Origin of the sequence: Aquitalea sp. ASV15, from assembly GCF_016429115.1 — a bacterium.
Taxonomy (GTDB): domain Bacteria; phylum Pseudomonadota; class Gammaproteobacteria; order Burkholderiales; family Chromobacteriaceae; genus Aquitalea; species Aquitalea magnusonii.
On sequence record NZ_JAELTZ010000041.1, the window covers coordinates 1 to 16,882 of the forward strand.

The 16,882-nt window shown below is 57.9% G+C and carries 14 protein-coding genes; 9 read left to right on the plus strand and 5 right to left on the minus strand.

The features are described from left to right. Nucleotides 1–29: 29 nt before the first annotated feature. Entirely contained in the window at nucleotides 30–734 is a 705-nt protein-coding gene (locus tag JHD64_RS15995) for an anaerobic ribonucleoside-triphosphate reductase activating protein (protein WP_199054115.1), read from the plus strand. 48 nt (nucleotides 735–782) lie between these two features. Here the strand turns inward: JHD64_RS15995 and JHD64_RS16000 are convergent, their stop codons facing one another. Then, entirely contained in the window at nucleotides 783–1,466 is a 684-nt protein-coding gene (locus JHD64_RS16000; RefSeq protein ID WP_199054117.1) for a hypothetical protein, read from the minus strand. Nucleotides 1,467–2,075: 609 nt separating this feature from the next. Further along, nucleotides 2,076–2,366 carry a putative quinol monooxygenase gene (locus tag JHD64_RS16005; RefSeq protein ID WP_199054119.1) on the minus strand — a complete coding sequence of 97 codons (291 nt, stop codon included), beginning with the start codon at nucleotides 2,364–2,366 and terminating at the stop codon, nucleotides 2,076–2,078. Nucleotides 2,367–2,879: 513 nt separating this feature from the next. Here JHD64_RS16005 and JHD64_RS16010 point away from each other — a divergent pair. The 3 genes from JHD64_RS16010 (at nucleotide 2,880) to JHD64_RS16020 (ending at nucleotide 5,133) form a co-directional block, all read left to right on the plus strand. Next, nucleotides 2,880–3,410, plus strand: coding sequence for a MarR family winged helix-turn-helix transcriptional regulator (locus JHD64_RS16010; protein ID WP_199054121.1), 531 nt, complete (start codon nucleotides 2,880–2,882; stop codon nucleotides 3,408–3,410). Then, nucleotides 3,373–3,834 (plus strand): hypothetical protein, encoded by a 462-nt coding sequence (locus JHD64_RS16015; protein WP_233170537.1) that lies wholly within the window; start codon nucleotides 3,373–3,375, stop codon nucleotides 3,832–3,834. The genes JHD64_RS16010 and JHD64_RS16015 overlap by 38 nt, the downstream gene beginning before the upstream one ends. Before the next feature lie 735 nt (nucleotides 3,835–4,569). After that, on the plus strand, nucleotides 4,570–5,133 hold the full coding sequence (locus JHD64_RS16020; RefSeq protein WP_199054123.1) for a YSC84-related protein: 564 nt from the start codon (nucleotides 4,570–4,572) through the stop codon (nucleotides 5,131–5,133). Nucleotides 5,134–5,224: 91 nt separating this feature from the next. Here the strand turns inward: JHD64_RS16020 and JHD64_RS16025 are convergent, their stop codons facing one another. Beyond that, nucleotides 5,225–6,133, minus strand: coding sequence for a DMT family transporter (locus tag JHD64_RS16025; RefSeq protein WP_199054125.1), 909 nt, complete (start codon nucleotides 6,131–6,133; stop codon nucleotides 5,225–5,227). 796 nt (nucleotides 6,134–6,929) lie between these two features. Here JHD64_RS16025 and JHD64_RS16030 point away from each other — a divergent pair. From JHD64_RS16030 to JHD64_RS16045, 4 genes are all read left to right on the plus strand, one after another. After that, nucleotides 6,930–8,588 carry an NAD-dependent malic enzyme gene (locus tag JHD64_RS16030; protein WP_199054127.1) on the plus strand — a complete coding sequence of 553 codons (1,659 nt, stop codon included), beginning with the start codon at nucleotides 6,930–6,932 and terminating at the stop codon, nucleotides 8,586–8,588. Between the two features lie 303 nt (nucleotides 8,589–8,891). After that, entirely contained in the window at nucleotides 8,892–10,574 is a 1,683-nt protein-coding gene (locus JHD64_RS16035) for an aspartate:alanine exchanger family transporter (protein ID WP_199054129.1), read from the plus strand. 185 nt (nucleotides 10,575–10,759) lie between these two features. Then, a complete protein-coding gene (locus JHD64_RS16040) occupies nucleotides 10,760–12,583 on the plus strand; it encodes an ATP-binding protein (RefSeq protein WP_199054131.1) in 1,824 nt (607 codons plus the stop codon). A 3-nt stretch (nucleotides 12,584–12,586) separates the two neighbouring features. Then, nucleotides 12,587–13,906, plus strand: coding sequence for a sigma-54 dependent transcriptional regulator (locus JHD64_RS16045; protein ID WP_059286808.1), 1,320 nt, complete (start codon nucleotides 12,587–12,589; stop codon nucleotides 13,904–13,906). A 147-nt stretch (nucleotides 13,907–14,053) separates the two neighbouring features. Here JHD64_RS16045 and JHD64_RS16050 read toward each other — a convergent pair whose 3' ends face one another. Further along, nucleotides 14,054–15,226, minus strand: a complete 1,173-nt coding sequence (locus tag JHD64_RS16050) for a GGDEF domain-containing protein (RefSeq protein ID WP_059286807.1) — start codon at nucleotides 15,224–15,226, stop codon at nucleotides 14,054–14,056. 520 nt (nucleotides 15,227–15,746) lie between these two features. On the opposite strand from JHD64_RS16050, the gene JHD64_RS16055 reads away from it, so the two are divergent. Continuing rightward, nucleotides 15,747–15,938: a helix-turn-helix domain-containing protein gene (locus JHD64_RS16055; protein ID WP_199054133.1), complete on the plus strand. Its 192-nt coding sequence runs from the start codon at nucleotides 15,747–15,749 to the stop codon at nucleotides 15,936–15,938. Between the two features lie 63 nt (nucleotides 15,939–16,001). On the opposite strand, the gene JHD64_RS16060 is transcribed toward JHD64_RS16055, so the two are convergent. Beyond that, nucleotides 16,002–16,682 carry a hypothetical protein gene (locus JHD64_RS16060; RefSeq protein WP_199054135.1) on the minus strand — a complete coding sequence of 227 codons (681 nt, stop codon included), beginning with the start codon at nucleotides 16,680–16,682 and terminating at the stop codon, nucleotides 16,002–16,004. Nucleotides 16,683–16,882: the final 200 nt, after the last annotated feature.

Sequence of the window (16,882 nt, forward strand, 5' to 3'; positions counted from 1 at the left end):
GGGCGAGTTTGCCGAACGCCTGCATTTTGATGAACAGCATCTGCATCACTGAGCCCGGCTTGCCATTGGCCGGCATCGAGCCGTTTTCCAGCTGCGACTGGCCGGGACGGCTGGTGGCCACCGTGTTTGTCGCCGGCTGCCCCTGGCGCTGCGGCTATTGCCACAACCCCGGCCTGCAAGCCCGCAGTGCCGGGAAACTGGACTGGCCACAGGTGCGCAGCATGCTGGCGGCGCGCGTCGGTTTTCTGGACGGCGTGGTGTTCTCCGGTGGCGAGCCCACGCTGGCGCCGCAGCTGGCAGACTGGATGCACGACGCCCGCCAGCCGGGGCTGGCCATCGGCCTGCACACCGCCGGCATCTACCCGCAGCGGCTGGCCGCGGTGGCCGGGCTGGTGGACTGGATCGGGCTGGACATCAAGGCCGCCCCCGGCGGGGTGGATGCTGTCACCGGTGTGCCGGGCAGCGAAGCCCGCATGTGGCAGGCGCTGGATATTGCGCTGGACAGCGCTGCTGAACTGGAATGCCGCACCACGCTGGACCCGCGCGTGATGACGGCAGACAGCCTGTACCGGCTGGCCGACACCCTGCAGGCCAAAGGCGTGCGCCACGCCGCCTTGCAGCAGGGGCGGGATGGCACAGGGCAGGCGCTGTTTGATGCCAGCTGCTGGCCAGGCCCGTCCGTGCTGGACTACTGGCATCAGGCCTTTCACCAGTTCAGCTGGCGTCACGCTTAGCTGTCGCCAGCCAGCGCCATTACCCACTCAGCCTGCCCCTGGCGGATGTCACACCGGGCAGGCTGCCTGTTCCGCACGCAGCAGCTGTCGGGCCAGCCGGCGATGCAAACGTTGATGACAGGCAGCGGCCAGCCCTAACAACTCGCCATTATTCACGGCAATACCTTGCGCCGCGGCAATCTGCTGTGCCAGTGCCTGCACCGGCGTCACCGTACTGTCCAGCCCCTGCAAACGGCCATGCGCATGGCGCAAGGGGTGGTCCGGCGTGTAATCCAGCGTCAGCAGCCAGTGTGAATGCTGCCAGCGCGCCCCCTGCGCCAGCACCGCCTGCAATACCGCATGGCTCACCTGCACCCCGGCCTCCGCAGCCAGCGCCAGGGCCTGCTCCCAGCGCGGCGCTGCCGGTGGCAACTGCGCCAGCGCCGGCAGCAGCTGCCTGTTCAACCAGTCACGCAACTGCCGCGCCAGCGGTTTGCCACTGCGGCGCAAGGCGCGCAGCAAGCCAGGTGCGGGCCAGTATTCCTTGATGTCTTCAGTTTCTGCGGTGTTTTCGCGTGTCGGGTCTGCGGCCAGTAATTGCTGGATGCGACGCGCGAGCCGCCGTCCGATGATGGCCAGCACATCGCCGCTATGCAGCCACCATTTGCCATGGAGGTGTTGCACATGCAGAGGTTTGCCGTGGTAGTAGAAGCAAAGGGGAGGCGGGTGTTGGGAGGTGGTTTGCGTTGTCATGAAGCGGGTTCCTTTGAACGTGAAAGCGCCCTTTGCTTTCGGGCAGGGCGACCGCTTCGAGAGGGTGTGTTGAGCACCAGCGGCACACTGTAGCGATGGGCGGGTAGGGCGGGAACTGCTCAAAAGGTAGGGCAGGCACAGCGTTGCTGGCCGGGAAGTAAGCTACCGACGCCACCCATGGGCCCCGTCAAGCATGCCGACGGGTGGCCGGGGCGAGGTCTTAAGCGCCTGCCCTGTTTGAGCGATTTGACCTTAGCCAATCGCGAGTTCAGGCGCGCCTCGCTCCGGGTGGGTTCCGGAGGGCAGCCGCAGGCCATGCTTGTGGGGTGGCCTTGGAGGTGAAGGAGGGCTTGGCCAGGCAAGCCCTCCTTCCCGTTCGCCGCGCGGAAGCGGCAATGCAAATAATCATCCGCAGGGGCGGATTCACATATTAAGACCCGATAACAAAACCCCCGTTCCAGCGTTGCGCGGCCTTGCCGTACGCCATGTACTGTCTGCGGCGGCGCGCCTTGGCCCGGGTTCTCTGCGAGGTTTTGTTACGGCTCCAAGAATCAATCGCGCCATTGGCTTTGATTCAAATGGAAGCGAAGAACATTTCCAGGCCCACTATCAGGCGATTTGAGAAAGCTCATTCAAGGTAAACGTATCAACCGCCCCGTCAGTGGCCGTCAAGTAATCCTTCAGGTGCTGGGCACCCATATGCGTTTGCCACAGCTCTCGGGATTCCCAGTTTTCCAGGAATATGAAGTGTGCCGGGTCTTCATTGTCCTGATGCAGGTCATACTGGAGACAGCCTGCCTCTGCTCGGGTAATGCTGATGAGTTTCAATAGTTCGGCCTTGACCAGATCGATCTGGCCCGCTTTTGCCTTGATATTGGCGACGATTGTCAGCTTGGACATGATGGTTTCCTTGTTTTCGAGGTAAATAAGTTGATGTTCGATTTTGATACTGACCTTCCCAAGCCTGTGGCGCACCATGGCTTGGAATGGTTCAGTAGCTGGGAATGCATCATCCTTTACTTCTAATTATTGATAAACTGGCACTAATTGGAATTACCTTCAAAATAATTTTGAAAATAGTCAATCCGAACGATCTGGAAATTTCTTTGCGTGTCACTGTATAGACCGGAGAGATAGCTGACCGGTGTGCGAGGACATGGGTGACACTTTCGCCAGACCATTCACTCGCGGAATAAATATGACCCGGAGAGCACCCGCGGGCGATGCTTGCGCGGTGGCCTGGGCGGCGAGGGCGGGCTGGCCAGGCTAGTCTTGCAGCCGACGGCACGAGCGGCAGCACCTCATCATCCGCAATGACGCATCCCCCACTGGCGCCAGGCCAGGGTGGTAATCCGCTGACAGGCCATCTTGTTGCATTGCATCGACACACAGGATGGTGTGCACTCAGAATAATTGACAACCGGTTTTCATTATTGGAAACTGGTTGTCAATTTAGTCGTCAGCGAGACTATCCCGATGCAAACTGAAATTTCCCAGCTCCTATCAGATACGGTTATCGCGCTCTTCCAGGCAAATGGAAAATTACTGGAATGGGGTGATGCATTCACCGCACCCTACGGCCTGACCAGCGCCAGGTGGCAAATCCTCGGCGCGATTGCCCTGGCCAGCCACCAGCTAACCGCCCCGCAAATCGCCGAGCAAATGGGGGTTTCGCGCCAGGGCGCACAAAAACAACTGAATCTGCTGCTTGAGGATGGCCTGCTTGAGAAGCTGCCCAATCCGTCCCATCTGCGCTCGCCGCTTTACCGCCTGAGCACGCAGGGCAGTGCGCTGTTCGAACGTGTCAATCAGGCTTGGCAAGTGCATGCAGCCAAAAGCGGCGCGGCATTCACGGAGCAAGCGCTGGCAACCACGCTGCACACCTTGCGCCTGATTGCGCAGCTGCATGAGATACCGCCACAAGGAGAGCATGATGAAACGTAATGTTCACGCCATTGCCGGCGTGCTGGCCTTTTGTTTTATTGCGGTATTCTGGACCTCGACCATGGTTGCCGAGCTTTTCTTCGACCACGCCGCGGTTGCCAGTGTGAAGCTGGCCATCAGCTATGCGCTGATTGCATTTGTTCCCTGCATGGCCATCGTTGGTGCAACCGGCTTTGCCATGGGGGGCAAGAGCACTTTCCCCACCCTGGTGGCCAAACGTCGGCGCATGCCCATCATCGGCGCCAATGGACTGTTGATATTGATTCCGGCGGCGATTTTTCTTTGCAGCAAGGCCCAGTCCGGCGAGTTTGATCGCAGCTTTTACACGGTACAGCTTCTGGAATTACTCGCCGGTGCGGTTAATCTTTTCCTGATGGCACAGAATATCCGTGCCGGGCGGCAAATGTCTCGGCGGCGGTCTTAGCAGGCTCCACGCAGCATCGGATGGGCAGTGAACGCTGCCCATCCGATGCTTCCTCCTATGTCCATGGCGAATCGTGCGCCGCTTTTCCCTTTGTAGTGGGCTGGCTGTGACTTGTGTGCATTGGCGTTAGCGAGCCAGCCGCTGATTCCGACCCCCCCACCTGGCTGTCGCATGCTCACCCCCATCCGCGCAAGCAGATTCCCGCGCTGCTCTTTCCCTGCTGCTAACTCCCCGCCGGCCGCGCAGGGCAGGGCGTAAGCCGTAGCTGCGAAACATTCTCGCCGGCGCCATGCCTTTGGCAGAACGGCTCATTTCCGCTCATGCCAGAGTCAATTCCAGATTTTGACCGGGTATTTAAGGAAAAGGATGGCTGTCCTGGCGGCGATCCATTCTTATCATCCAGCATTCCCATCTACAGAAGGTAGCTCCACCACAAGCCATGATCTTGCAAGGCAAGTGCTGCCGGTGGCTGGCAGTCGCAACCGCGGCACGCTTGCCGGGACAGGCTGGCTGTGGCTTTGCAAGCATTGAACCATCTGTCTCTCGGCCGGCCCTACTATTTGTTTCCCGTTGACCGCCCTTGCTGTACCAGATGGCCATTGTGTTTTGACCGTAATGATTGGCGTATCGCTTGTCGTGATGTGGTAAAGCGCTGCACCAGTTTGTGCAGGTGGCAGGCTCAGGGCCACCTTAATGTGTTGTGCAGGACCATTTACCCTGAATCGGAGTAATTCCATGATGAAACGTTGCTGTATGACTTTGTCGCTGGTGGTGGCCATGACCGCTTGTACGACCACCGTTCCCTCTCAGCAAGCCAGCAATATGACCAAGTACCAGGCGATTGATGCCGATACCGACGCGGCGCTGAATAATCTTTACCGGCAGGCCAAAGGCTCGCGCGAACTGGTGGCCAAGGCAAAGGGTGTTCTGGTATTTCCTTCGGTACTGGCGGCTGGTTTTGTGGTGGGTGCGGCCTATGGTGAAGGTGAGTTGCGCGTTGGCAATCAAACTGCCGGCTATTACAAGACCATGACGGGTTCTATCGGCTTGCAGGCGGGGGCGCAGTCCAAGGCCCTGGTTTTCCTGTTCATGACGCAGGACTCGCTGGATCAATTCCGTAGGGGAAGCGGCTGGACGGCAGGTGTGGATGCCAATGTGGTCTTGCTGAAAGTGGGTGCCGATGGCTCCATAGACACGGAAACGGCCAAGGCACCGGTTATTGGCTTTGTCCTTACCAATGGTGGCCTGATGTTTAATGTTTCCTTGCAGGGGACGAAAGTCTCCAGGCTAAATCCCTGAACCCTGAACCGCGGGCATGTATGAGTCTTCATGCATGCCCGCGTATTTTTTGCTGGGTGGATGTCACTTATTCAGTGTGGCGTGGATGTTTTCATGATTTGACATGCCCGCTGCCACCTCCCTTGTTGATGAGTGTGACGGCTGCAATGACCAGTACGGCACCTGCTATTTGTATATGGGACATTCTTTCTCCGAGAAATAAAACGGCACAGGCAATGCCGAAAATGGGTGTTAAATTCAAGAATGAGCCGGCCAGATTTGCAGTTAGGGTTTGCAGTGCGTAAATATATAAAGAAAATCCAATTGCAAATTGAATTAATCCTGAGGCGATGATAATCAGCCATGTGCTTGCATCGCTGGGTAAATTGATCTCTTCGGTGTTGATGTGCCAGTTTAGTAAGAGTAACGCACCTGTTAGTAGTAATGCGACTGTCTGCTGTAGAGCTACGATGTATATCGGGTGTGCTTTGCCGGCAATTTTCGAGGACAGGATGACATAGATTGCCGCTATTGCCGTGCCGAGGGAGATGAGAAACATGCTCCAGTAGTTGTTGTCTCCACTTTCTTTCAATTCAAATACGCCTAGCGAAAGGATAAGTCCTAAGAAACCAACAAATGACAAAATGGTTATTTTTTTGTTTGGAAGCTTTCTGGCGATAATCGCGCCAATTGCCAAGATAAGTATTGCCTCGGAAGACTGAATGAGTGTTGCACCAATCGCTTCGGTTTTTGATAATCCAATCAGGCCAAGTAAATAAGCAAGCCATGGTTCTAGCAAGCCAAGCGAGGCGAATTGCCATCTGTTCTTCAAAGTGGTTGGGCGTAAATTTTTACACAACACGATTGCCCATAGTACAAGAACGCTGGCGGCCAGCTGTAAGCCAAGTAGCAAGATGGCATTAACGGTTCCGATGACAAATTTTGACATTACTGTTGCACTGCCCCAGCACAAAGCAGCCATGATGGCAGATAAGACTCCACTTGTAGCTACTGTTCGCATGTATTTACCTTGGCGGCTAATATTGGTTTGAAATGAAAATTTAATCGAAATGGGCTTGTGCTTGATATGGGTGCGAATGATGTTGTGTGATGTACTGGTGTTGCGGTGTAAGTAAGTAAATGTATTGAGATGTATCCCGGCTTCTGGATGTGTGGTTTTGCTTATGCTGGGATGGCTTGTAATGTGCGGTTTTGTCTTTGTATTTTCCGGTGAAGTATTTTTATTGATGAGTGAGCTGTGATTTTTGCTGTGTATTTTTTAGCATGATTGAATTTTAGTGGTGATCTGGTCAATGGTGTTTGGCTTGATGTTTGTTTAATAAGAATGGTGCATGAGGTTAATCAGATTAATCTTTTGTTGAATTTAGAAAATCCGTATCTGATACGGGATGATCAAATCTGGCCAAAATCAATCAGGTCCGAAGCATGTCCTGCGCCTGAGCCGCAGGCGGCCTGCAGTGTGGACCGCGCATCGTCCGCTACGCCGCTACTCGATCCACCGCTCTGGCTGGCCAAGTTGTTCTCCCGCTGATTTTCTGCAACCCGGCAGCCCGCCCAGGCTGGCCGGGTTTTTTCATGCCTGGACAAAAGCCATGAGCAAAGTGCGGACTTCCGCACGCGGGCTGCCGGGCAAAGTACGGCCATGCGTCGGCATGGTTTTTGGCCTGATTAAATATCCATAAAAATCAACAGGATGGCTTTTGTCGAAACACCGTACGGGCTGGCACGCTAGTTGCGATAAGAAGGGCAGCTGAGAAGCTTTCAACTCACCCTTTCGATACAAACTGGAGATTGCCATGACTGTAAAGAACACTTCCGTCAAGAATGACAAGCTGAGCGCCAATGGCCAACACGGCGGCATGCCGCTGTTGCACGAACCCAAGCTGAACAAGGGCACGGCCTATAGCGTGGAAGAGCGCCGCCAGCTGGGTCTGGAAGGGCTGCTGCCGCATGCCGTGGAAAACCTGGACCGTCAGGTGGAACGTGTATTGGCGCATCTGGACGAAAAGGCGGACGATCTGGAACGCTATATTTACCTGATCGGCCTGGAAGACCGTAATGAAACGGTGTTCTACAAGACCATCATGTCCGATCCGAAACGCTTTATCCCGGTGCTGTACGACCCGACCGTGGCCGATGCCTGCGAAACCTTTGGCAACAACTACCGCCGCGCCCGTGGCATGTACATCACCCGCTATATGAAGGGCCGCATGGCCGAGGTGCTGCGCAACTGGCCGGAAAAGGATGTGCGCTTTATCTGCGTGTCTACCGGTGGCCGCATTCTGGGTCTGGGCGACATCGGTGCCAATGGCATGGGCATCCCGATTGGCAAGCTGCAGCTGTACACCGCTTGCGCTGCAGTACCGCCGGCCGGCCTGCTGCCGGTGCTGTTTGATATCGGTACCACCAATGAAACCCTGCGTGCCGACCCTTTCTACATGGGCACCCGCGAAGCCCCGGTTTCCGAAGCCGAGCTGGACGAGCTGACCGAAGAATTCATCCAGGCGGTGCAGGAAGTCTTCCCCAACTGCTGCGTGCATTTTGAAGACTGGAAGGGCACCGACGCCATCCGCATGCTGGATCGCTACAAAGACAAGATCCTCTGCTACAACGATGACATCCAGGGCACCGCCAGTGTGGCACTGGCCGGTATTGCTGCCGGCATGAATATTACCGGCGGCAAGCTGACCGAGCAGCGCGTGATGTTCCTGGGTGCCGGTTCCGCTGGCCTGGGCATTGCCAAGCTGTTCTGCGCCGAGCTGCAAACCCTGGGCCTGAGCGAAGCCGAAGCCCGCAAACAGGTGGCCCTGTTTGACATCAACGGCCTGATCGAGCATTCCCGTACTGACCTGAGCGAAACCCAGAAGCTGTATGCCCGCCCGGCCAAGCCGTGCAAGGACTTTGTGCAAGCCATCCGCGACTTCAAGCCCACCGTGCTGGTAGGGGTGAGCACCAAGGCGCGCGCCTTTACCCGCGAAGTGGTCGAGCTGATGAGCGAGCTGAACGAACAGCCCATCATCTTTGCCCTGTCCAACCCCACCCACAAGGCCGAGTGCAGCGCCGAGGAAGCCTACACCTGGTCGAAGGGCAAGGCGCTGTTTGCCGCTGGCGTGCAGTTCCCCGACTTCGACTACGAAGGCAAGACCTTCCGTCCGGGCCAGGCCAACAACTTCTACATCTACCCGGCCATCGGCCTGGCTACCTACTGCTGCCGCCCGACCCGGCTGAACGACGAATGCTTCATCGTGGCCGCCCACGCCACCGCCGACCAGGTGACGCTGACCCAGCGCGCCAAGAGCATGCTGTTCCCCAGCCAGGAGCAGATTCTGGAAACCGAAGTGACCACGGCAGCACGCATTGCCGAGTACATGTTCGATTCCGGCCTGGCCCAGGTGGAGCGTCCGCGTGATATCCGCGCCTGGCTTGAGGCGCAGCTGTACAAGCCGCAGTACTGAGAGCAGCTGACAAAACCCCTGCTGCTGCGTTGCGCCGCCTTGCCGTACCACTTGTACTGTCTGCGGCGGCGCGCCTTGCCCCAGGGACGCTACGCTATTTTGTTAGCCGCTCCACAACCCGATAACAGAAAACCCAGCTGCGTTGAGCCGGGGCCTCTACCAGGTTTTGTTAGCGGTTTGGGAGTGGAAGATTGCGCCGCCCGGACGGGGGCGCGTGAATAGCTGACGGGTGCTTCGCGCCTGATGACTTCCGCCGGGCCGGATAGCCGGCTGGCGGTGGTTGACCATACAAAGGTGTCTATCATGGACTACATCATTCATACCCTGCAGAAATACCCGGAGATTGCGATCTATCTGACCATCGCCGTCGGTTTCTGGGTGGGTAACCTCAATCTGGGCAAGTTCAATCTGGGGGTGGTTACCTCCACCTTGCTGGCTGGCCTGTTGATTGGCCAGGTGCATCTGGTGATTCCGGCCGTGCTGCAATCCACCTTCTTTGCCATGTTCCTGTTTGCCGTCGGCTATGCCGTGGGGCCGCAATTCATCCGCGCCCTCAAGAGCGACGGTATCTCGCAGGTGTTCTTTACCGTGCTGGTGTGTGCCTCCGGCCTGTTCACCGCCGTGCTGCTGGGCAAGATGCTGCATTACGATGCCGCGCTCACTGCCGGCCTGCTGTCCGGTGGCTATACCAATTCCACCGTGCTCGGCGTGGCCACCGACCTGCTGAATCAGGCCAGCCAGATGCCCGGTGGCGTGAAAGTGGCCATGGCGCTGATGCCGGTGGCCTATGCCGTGACCTATCCCTTTGGCACCGCCGGTTCGGCCTGGTTTCTGGCGTCCTTCGCCCCGAAAATGCTGGGTTTCAATCTGGTGGAGGAGTGCAAGACCTACGAAAAGGAAAATGGCAGCGGCCACACCGTGGGCAGCACCGCTTACCGCGAGTTTTCCGCCCGTGCCTTTCAGCTGAGCAATGTTGATCTGTTCGACAAGACGGTTTCCGAGGTGGAAGCTATGTTCAACCACGAAATCTTCGTGCGGCGCGTGCGTCAGGCCGTGGGCGCCAGGATTGTCGATTGCGAAGGCAGCACCCGCATCCAGCGCAATGATGTGGTGGCCGTTTCCGGCACGCTGACCGCGCTGCTGAAATACCAGCACCATTTCGGCCAGGAAGTGAAGGACGTGCCGCTGCTGGACTTCTCCACCGAGCTGCTCGACCTGGTGGTGACCAGTCGCAAATACGCCGGCAAGACGCTGGGCGACATCACCGGCGAACTGTTCGGCAAACCGGGCCGTGGCCTGTTCCTCACCCGCTTCAGCCGTGGCGATCTGGACATGCCGATGGGGCAGGATGTGGTGGTGCAGCGCGGCGATGTGCTGACCATTCTGGGTGCCAAGCAGGACGTGGCTGTAGTGGCCAAGCAGCTGGGCTATGCCGACCGTCCGCTGGAAAACTCCGACATGGCCTTCATGGGCTTCGGCATCGTGGCCGGCAGCATCCTGGGTGCCATCACCGTGCATGTGGCCGGCATTCCGCTCAGCTTCGGTACTTCGGTAGGCTCCATTGTGGCCGGTATTGTCTGCGGCTACCTGCGTGCGTCCATGCGTACTTTCGGCAAGATCCCCGGCCCGGCGCTGTGGGTGTTCAATAATGTCGGCCTGAACGGCTTTATCGCGGTCATCGGCCTGAACGCCGCCCCCGGCTTCATTGCCGGCCTGCAACAATACGGCCTCACCCTGCTGTTTGCCGGTGCCGTGGTCACCATGGTGCCGCTGATTGTCGGCCTGCTGCTGGGGCGCTTTGTGTTCAAGTTCCACCCCGGCATCCTGCTGGGAGCCTGCGCCGGCGCCCGTTCCACCACCGCTGCGCTGGGTGCGCTGCAGGACGCCGCCCAGAGCAAGGTGCCGGCACTGGGCTATACCGTAGGGTATGCCGTGTCGCGGCTGGTGATGGCCGTGTTCACCATCGTGCTGGTCAACGTGTTCTAGCGCTCTGCTTCCGTATCCTTTCGGTCGTCGTGGTTCTGCCATGACCTTGCCACGCAGATGACCCTGCGTGGCTTTTTTGCTTGCCATGCTGCGGTGCAATAACTGGCGCTGTGGGATAATGCCCCCGCCATGGCTGCAGCAAGGCCGGTTTTTCCAGTCAGACGGGCGTGCGACCCGGAGTTGGTATGAAACGAACCCGTTTTTATCTTTACCTGCTGTTTTCCATGTTGCTGTCGCTGCTGGCCGCCTATGCGGTGTACAGCATCAGCTGGCAGCAGCTGCTGCAGCAAAGGCAGCAGGAATCCGCCCGGCGGCTGGCGCGCAATGCCGGCTTTCTTGAGCACGAGGTGGACAAATACGGCCTGCTGCCGCTGGCGGCATCCTATAACGACACCCTGCGCGAAGCACTGCTGCACGCGGCCGATCCGCCACAGCTGGCGCGTGCCAATGACTACCTGCTGCGGCTCAATCAGGGGGCCGGCTCCTTGCAGGCCTATCTGATGGACCGGCAGGGCAAGGTGATTGCCTCCAGTAACTGGCAGCAAAAAGACAGCTTTGTCGGGCGCAATATCGCCTATCGGCCGTATTTCCAGCAGGCCGCGGCCAACCGCATCACCACCTTTTACGCCGTGGGTACCACCGGCAACGCGACGGGATTTTATCTGGCCACCGGCATCTACCAGGGGGGCGAGCGGCTGGGCGTGGTGGCCATCAAGATCGGGCTGGAACAGCTGGAACATATGTGGGGCAATATCGTCGAGCCCTTGCTGGTGTCTGATTCCAACGGCGTGGTGGTGCTGTCATCGGTGCCGGAATGGAAGTACCACGCCACGGTGCCGCTCAGCTTCGAGGCCCGGCTGGCACTGGAAAAAGCCCAGCAGTACAACAAGCAGGTGATCAAGCCACCGCTGTGGCAGCGCAAGGCGGTACTGAACAATCAGGCCAGCCTGGTGCAGATGGGGCTGGGCCGCAGTCGGCACGAATACCTGGCCATCAATCAGACCATACCGGTCAGCGGCATGACGCTGACCATGCTGCTCGATACCCACGAAATACACAGCCTGGCGCTGACCCGTGCGCTGGCCGTGGCGGTGATGGTGGGCTTTGCCTGCCTGCTGCTGCATTCGGTACGGCTGTGGCGCATGGGCATCAAGACCCAGGCCGAAGCCCGCCGCGCCCTGCAGCGCGCGCATGACCAGCTGGAAGAACAGGTGGAACAGCGCAGCAGCGAGCTGAAGCAGGCCAATGCCAGCCTGAAAATGGAAATCGAAGAACGCATCCAGGCCGCCCGCCAGGTGGAGAACTTCCAGAACGAGCTGATCCGCACTGAAAACCTGGCGGTGATCGGCCAGCTGTCCACCGGCATTGCCCACGAAATCAACCAGCCGCTGGCCGCCTTGTCCGCACTGTCGGCCAATACCGTGCGCTTTCTCGACATCAACGACCTGGCCACCGCGCGGGCCAATCTGGAACGCATCACCGACATCGTGGCGCGGCTGGGCGCGCTGACCGAGCAGCTGAAATCCTTTGCCCGCCGCCCCAGTGGCGAGCGGGAATCGGTCGTGGTAGCCCAGGCGGTGGACAATGCGCTGTTTCTGCTCAATCACCGCCTGAAGAAAACCCGCATCCGGCTGCAACTGCCCGCCCAGCCGGAAGACATCGTGGTGCTGTGCGAGGCCGTACGGCTGGAACAGGTGCTGGTCAACCTGGTCAGCAATGCCATCGACGCGCTGCAGGAAGTGGCCGAGCCGCTGATTGCCATCAGCTGGCAACGCCAGGACGATATCGTGCGCATCCAGGTACGCGACAACGGCAGCGGCCTGTCAGAACAGGTCAGACAACATATTTTCGAACCCTTCTTTACCACCAAGAAAACCAGCGGGCTGGGGCTGGGCCTGGCGCTGTCCTCGGACATCATCAAGGCCTATGGCGGCGTATTGTCCGCCGACAATCACCCGGATGGCGGGGCGGTGTTCACCATCACGCTCAGACAGAACAAGCAGGAGTAAACCATGAGCAATCTACAAGTACTGGTGATCGAGGACGACCAGGACGTACAGCTGGGCTATGTGCAGGCACTGGGGCTGGACGGCATCCCGGCGCAGGGCTTCGATTCGGTGGAAAAGGCCCGCCGCGCCATCGGCCGTGATTTTGCCGGCATCATCGTCAGCGACATCCGCCTGCCCGGCATGGACGGGCTGGCCTTCATGCAGGAACTGCTGGCCGACGACCCCGACCTGCCGGTCATCCTGATTACCGGCCACGGCGACATCGCCATGGCGGTGCAGGCCATGCGCGACGGCGCTTACGACTTCATCCAGAAACCCTTTCTGCCGCAAGTGCTGGTGTCGGTAGTGCAGCGCGCCATGGAAAAACGCCGGCTGGCGCTGGAAGTGCGCCAGCTACGCCGCCAGCTGGCCGCCTATGGCGGGCTGGAAAGCCGGCTGATCGGCAACTCCAATGTGATGGCCGAACTGCGCCGGCTGGTGCAAGGCGTGGCCGCCACCCCCACCGACATCCTGATCAATGGCGAAACCGGTGCCGGCAAGGAACTGCTGGCGCGCTGCCTGCACGACCTGTCCGGCCGCAGCGGCCCCTTTGTGGCGCTCAACTGCGGCGGCCTGCCGGAAACCCTGTTCGATAGCGAAATGTTCGGCCACGAAGCCGGCGCGTTTTCCGGGGCCAGCAAGCAACGCATCGGCAAGATCGAATACGCCCAGCATGGCACGCTGTTTCTGGACGAAATCGAAAGCATGAGCATGCCGATGCAGATCAAGCTGCTGCGCGTGCTGCAGGAGCGGGTGATCGAGCGGCTGGGCTCCAACCGGCTGATCCCGGTGGACTTCCGCGTGATTGCCGCCACCAAGGCCGATCTGTCCAAACTGGCCGAAGAAGACAAATTCCGCGCCGACCTGTACTTCCGCCTGAACGTGGTCACGCTGGACCTGCCGCCGCTGCGTGCCCGGCGCGAGGACATACCGCTGCTGTTCGACTACTTTGTCAGCCAGTCCGCCCTGCGCATGAACCGCCCGGCACCGGCCATCACCGCAGAAGTGGTGCGCGACCTGATGGCCTACCACTGGCCGGGCAATGTGCGCGAACTGCGCAACCAGGCCGACCGCTTTGTACTGGACTTGAAAATGGTGCCGGGCAGCGCCGCCGCCGACAGCCAGCCTACCCTGCACGCCGCGGTGGAATCGTTTGAAAAGGGCATGATTGCCGAAGAACTGCGCAAGCAGGGCGGCAATGTCTCCAAAACCGCCGAAGTGCTGAAAATCGCCAAGACCACGCTATTCGACAAGATCCGCAAATACGATCTGGAAGAAAAGTAGGCGGCACGCTGTTTTAACCGACAAAGCTGGTGACCGGGCAGAACAGTAGCCGGTCGCCGGCTTTGTCTATGGTGCGGGAGCACAAGTCAGGCCATGCCGTGGCATGGCAGGGAGGGCAGGGAGGCGTGGTCAGCGTCAAATTAATAGTCAGACTTGCAGGGATGGCTGGTGCTGATGCTCTGTGCCATTGATATTGAACCATACCTGATTTCTGCCATTATTTTTTGCCCGGTAAAGACAGGCATCCACCTTGTTGATCAAATCATCGATTGACTCGTTCTGCTCAAATACCGATACGCCAAGGGAAACCGTGATGGAAATGGGTGGGTCTGCCAACAGTTCGTGGTGCTCGATATCCATTCTGATCCGTTCGGCAATTTCCAGCGCTGTTTTCAAATCGGCACCGGGCAGAATGGCAATGAATTCTTCGCCACCATAGCGCGATAGCACATCGGATGACCGTAGCCTGGATTGCACGCGCTGGCCAAAGCAAAACAGCACCTTGTCACCTATGGCGTGGCCATAAACGTCATTGATTTTCTTGAAGAAATCAATATCAAACATGATCAGGCAGGAGCTTTCCTGCTCATGGTCTTTCTTTTGCTGGAGATGGGCCAGCATTGCATTAAGCGATCTGCGATTTGCCAGATTGGTCAAGGCATCATTATTAGCCAGAGTTTCGACCTGTTTAAGCGATTCTGCCAGGTCTTTGGCAAAATTATCATTTTCCAGTTGTAGTTTTATACCAAGAATGATCTTGTTGGATAATATGTTTATATTGTAGTGCAAGATAAACAGATATATTGTAAAGCCAATTGAAAATTCCGATGCGGCAAAAACCTCTGCTCCCCAGCCTAATGCCGGTGGAACCGCAAGCAGCCAAAGCCCGGCTGCGAAAAAACGGAATGCAGACATGCAGGTTACGTATACCGGGGCATTGATGGCAGCCACCCCGCACAGTACAACCACCAGCCAGGAATCGATCAGCTGGTTATAAAGAAACAGAAAGGGAACGATGGCGCCCCATGCCAGCCCGTCTGTGGCACAGATTAAATTCAATAGCAGGGTTATTTTCTTGTTACTCAAGCTGGCTGACTTGATATATAGAATTACCCCGTGCGCAACAAGCCATTCGGCAAAAAAGATCAATACCCATACGCTTATATTACGCAACGGGATGTGCTCATGGCACAGCCATACCACCAGCCCCCAGCCCAGTGGTGTCAGGAACAAGGTCTGTTGCAAGGACTCTACACATTGCTTGAGGGCTTTGCTGGTGGCAGCTTCCTGCACCGATTGATTGTAAGTGAATGCACTCATAAATTTATTAAAAATATGAAATTAAAAGATTTGGGTCGCTGCATGATTGCTTTGATTCGATTTGAATGTTTGCAAGGCGGTGGATGCTGAATGCGGAGATGTTTTTTCATGGTTATAGCATTTGCGCAAAAAAAACATAGCCCAATTGATGCCGGTGCCAACGGCAAGACGGGGTATCAGGAGAATATGGCTTTGCATGTACAGGGTAAACCTGTCATGCAAATTTAATTTATATCAATGGCATAAAACATGCCAAGTAATAAATATATTGAGACTAGGGTAGCGCTCTGCCCGGCATCATTGCAAATATCCTGATCGGTGTGTGCCATGCACTCCATGCCAGCCATAAGCGGACAGGCAAGCTGAATTGAGCGTATGGGCCGCAGGGCAGACCCCAGCATCGGTGCAGACCTTGACCTTCTGAGCTGCCTATCCGACAGCGAGCGATGGAGCGCGCCGGCTGGAACGGTAAGAACGCGAACTGCACAAGCAGGCCGACCGCTTTGTACTGGACTTGAAAATGGTGCCGGGTAGCGCCGCCGCCGACAGCCAGCCTACCCTGCACGCCGCGGTGGAATCGTTTGAAAAGGGCATGATTGCCGAAGAACTGCGCAAGCAGGGCGGCAATGTCTCCAAAACCGCCGAAGTGCTGAAAATCGCCAAGACCACGCTATTCGACAAGATCCGCAAATACGATCTGGAAGAAAAGTAGGCGGCACAAGCAAACCGGCAGCCTGGCGTATCGCGCTGCCGGTTGTTTACTGCTGCCCGAACATCACGCGGGCTGTGCCACCCGCCGTGCCTGCCGCTGCAAACGGCCGCGTAGCTGCTGATGACATGCCGCCGCCAGCCGCAACAACTCCCCGTTATCCAGTGACAATCCCTGCGGCGTGGCAATCTGCTGTGCCAGCGCCTGCACCGGCGTCACCGTGCTGTTCAACCCCTGCAAACGGCCATGAGCATGACGTAGCCGATTGTCTGGCGTGTAATCCAGCGTCAGCAACCAGTGAGAATGCTGCCAGCGCATCTCCTGCTGCAGCAGCGCCTGCAATACGGCATGACTCACCTGCACGCCGGCCTCCGCCGCCAGCGCCAAGGCTTGCTCCCAGCGTGGCGCGGTCGGCGGCAGCTGCGCCAGTGCCGGCAGCACACCGAGGGAAAGCCAGTCACGCAACTGCCGCGCCTGTGGCTTGCCACTGCGGCGCAAGGCCCGTAGCAAAGCCTGTGCGGGCCAGCATTCCGGCAGTGCATCCTTATCCGCTGTGATGTTGGTGGTGCTGTCGACGGCGAGCACATGCTGCAAGCGCTGCCCCAGGCGGCGGCCGACAGCAGCCTGCACATCGGCGGCGTACAGCCACCATTGCCCGTCATGGCGCAGCACATGCAGGGGCTTGCCGTGGTAGTGGAAACAAAGGGGAGGGGGATGTTGGGAATGCGAAGGGGTTTGCTTGGTCATGGAAATGGCCTTCTGTTGAGTCGTTGAAAGTCACCCCTGTTGAGAGGGTGGTCAGGCACTTCAACACCGCCAACAGTAACGGCCCGCAGTTTTTCCCGGTTGCCCGGGTATTGTATGGCTGCGCGCTACCCGACCATAAGCTGCGCATTGTCCATAAAAACGGACAATGACAAAACCGATGGAAGTAGAAATGCCGCAAG

What these genes read in the sequence shown, in the direction of transcription:
- JHD64_RS15995 (WP_199054115.1), top strand. Translation starts at nt 30, where the DNA reads ATGAACAGCATCTGCATCACTGAGCCCGGCTTGCCATTGGCCGGCATC.
- JHD64_RS16000 (WP_199054117.1), bottom strand. Translation starts at nt 1,466, where the DNA reads ATGACAACGCAAACCACCTCCCAACACCCGCCTCCCCTTTGCTTCTAC.
- JHD64_RS16005 (WP_199054119.1), bottom strand. Translation starts at nt 2,366, where the DNA reads ATGTCCAAGCTGACAATCGTCGCCAATATCAAGGCAAAAGCGGGCCAG.
- JHD64_RS16015 (WP_233170537.1), top strand. Translation starts at nt 3,373, where the DNA reads ATGAGATACCGCCACAAGGAGAGCATGATGAAACGTAATGTTCACGCC.
- JHD64_RS16020 (WP_199054123.1), top strand. Translation starts at nt 4,570, where the DNA reads ATGATGAAACGTTGCTGTATGACTTTGTCGCTGGTGGTGGCCATGACC.
- JHD64_RS16025 (WP_199054125.1), bottom strand. Translation starts at nt 6,133, where the DNA reads ATGCGAACAGTAGCTACAAGTGGAGTCTTATCTGCCATCATGGCTGCT.
- JHD64_RS16030 (WP_199054127.1), top strand. Translation starts at nt 6,930, where the DNA reads ATGACTGTAAAGAACACTTCCGTCAAGAATGACAAGCTGAGCGCCAAT.
- JHD64_RS16035 (WP_199054129.1), top strand. Translation starts at nt 8,892, where the DNA reads ATGGACTACATCATTCATACCCTGCAGAAATACCCGGAGATTGCGATC.
- JHD64_RS16040 (WP_199054131.1), top strand. Translation starts at nt 10,760, where the DNA reads ATGAAACGAACCCGTTTTTATCTTTACCTGCTGTTTTCCATGTTGCTG.
- JHD64_RS16045 (WP_059286808.1), top strand. Translation starts at nt 12,587, where the DNA reads ATGAGCAATCTACAAGTACTGGTGATCGAGGACGACCAGGACGTACAG.
- JHD64_RS16050 (WP_059286807.1), bottom strand. Translation starts at nt 15,226, where the DNA reads ATGAGTGCATTCACTTACAATCAATCGGTGCAGGAAGCTGCCACCAGC.
- JHD64_RS16055 (WP_199054133.1), top strand. Translation starts at nt 15,747, where the DNA reads ATGGTGCCGGGTAGCGCCGCCGCCGACAGCCAGCCTACCCTGCACGCC.
- JHD64_RS16060 (WP_199054135.1), bottom strand. Translation starts at nt 16,682, where the DNA reads ATGACCAAGCAAACCCCTTCGCATTCCCAACATCCCCCTCCCCTTTGT.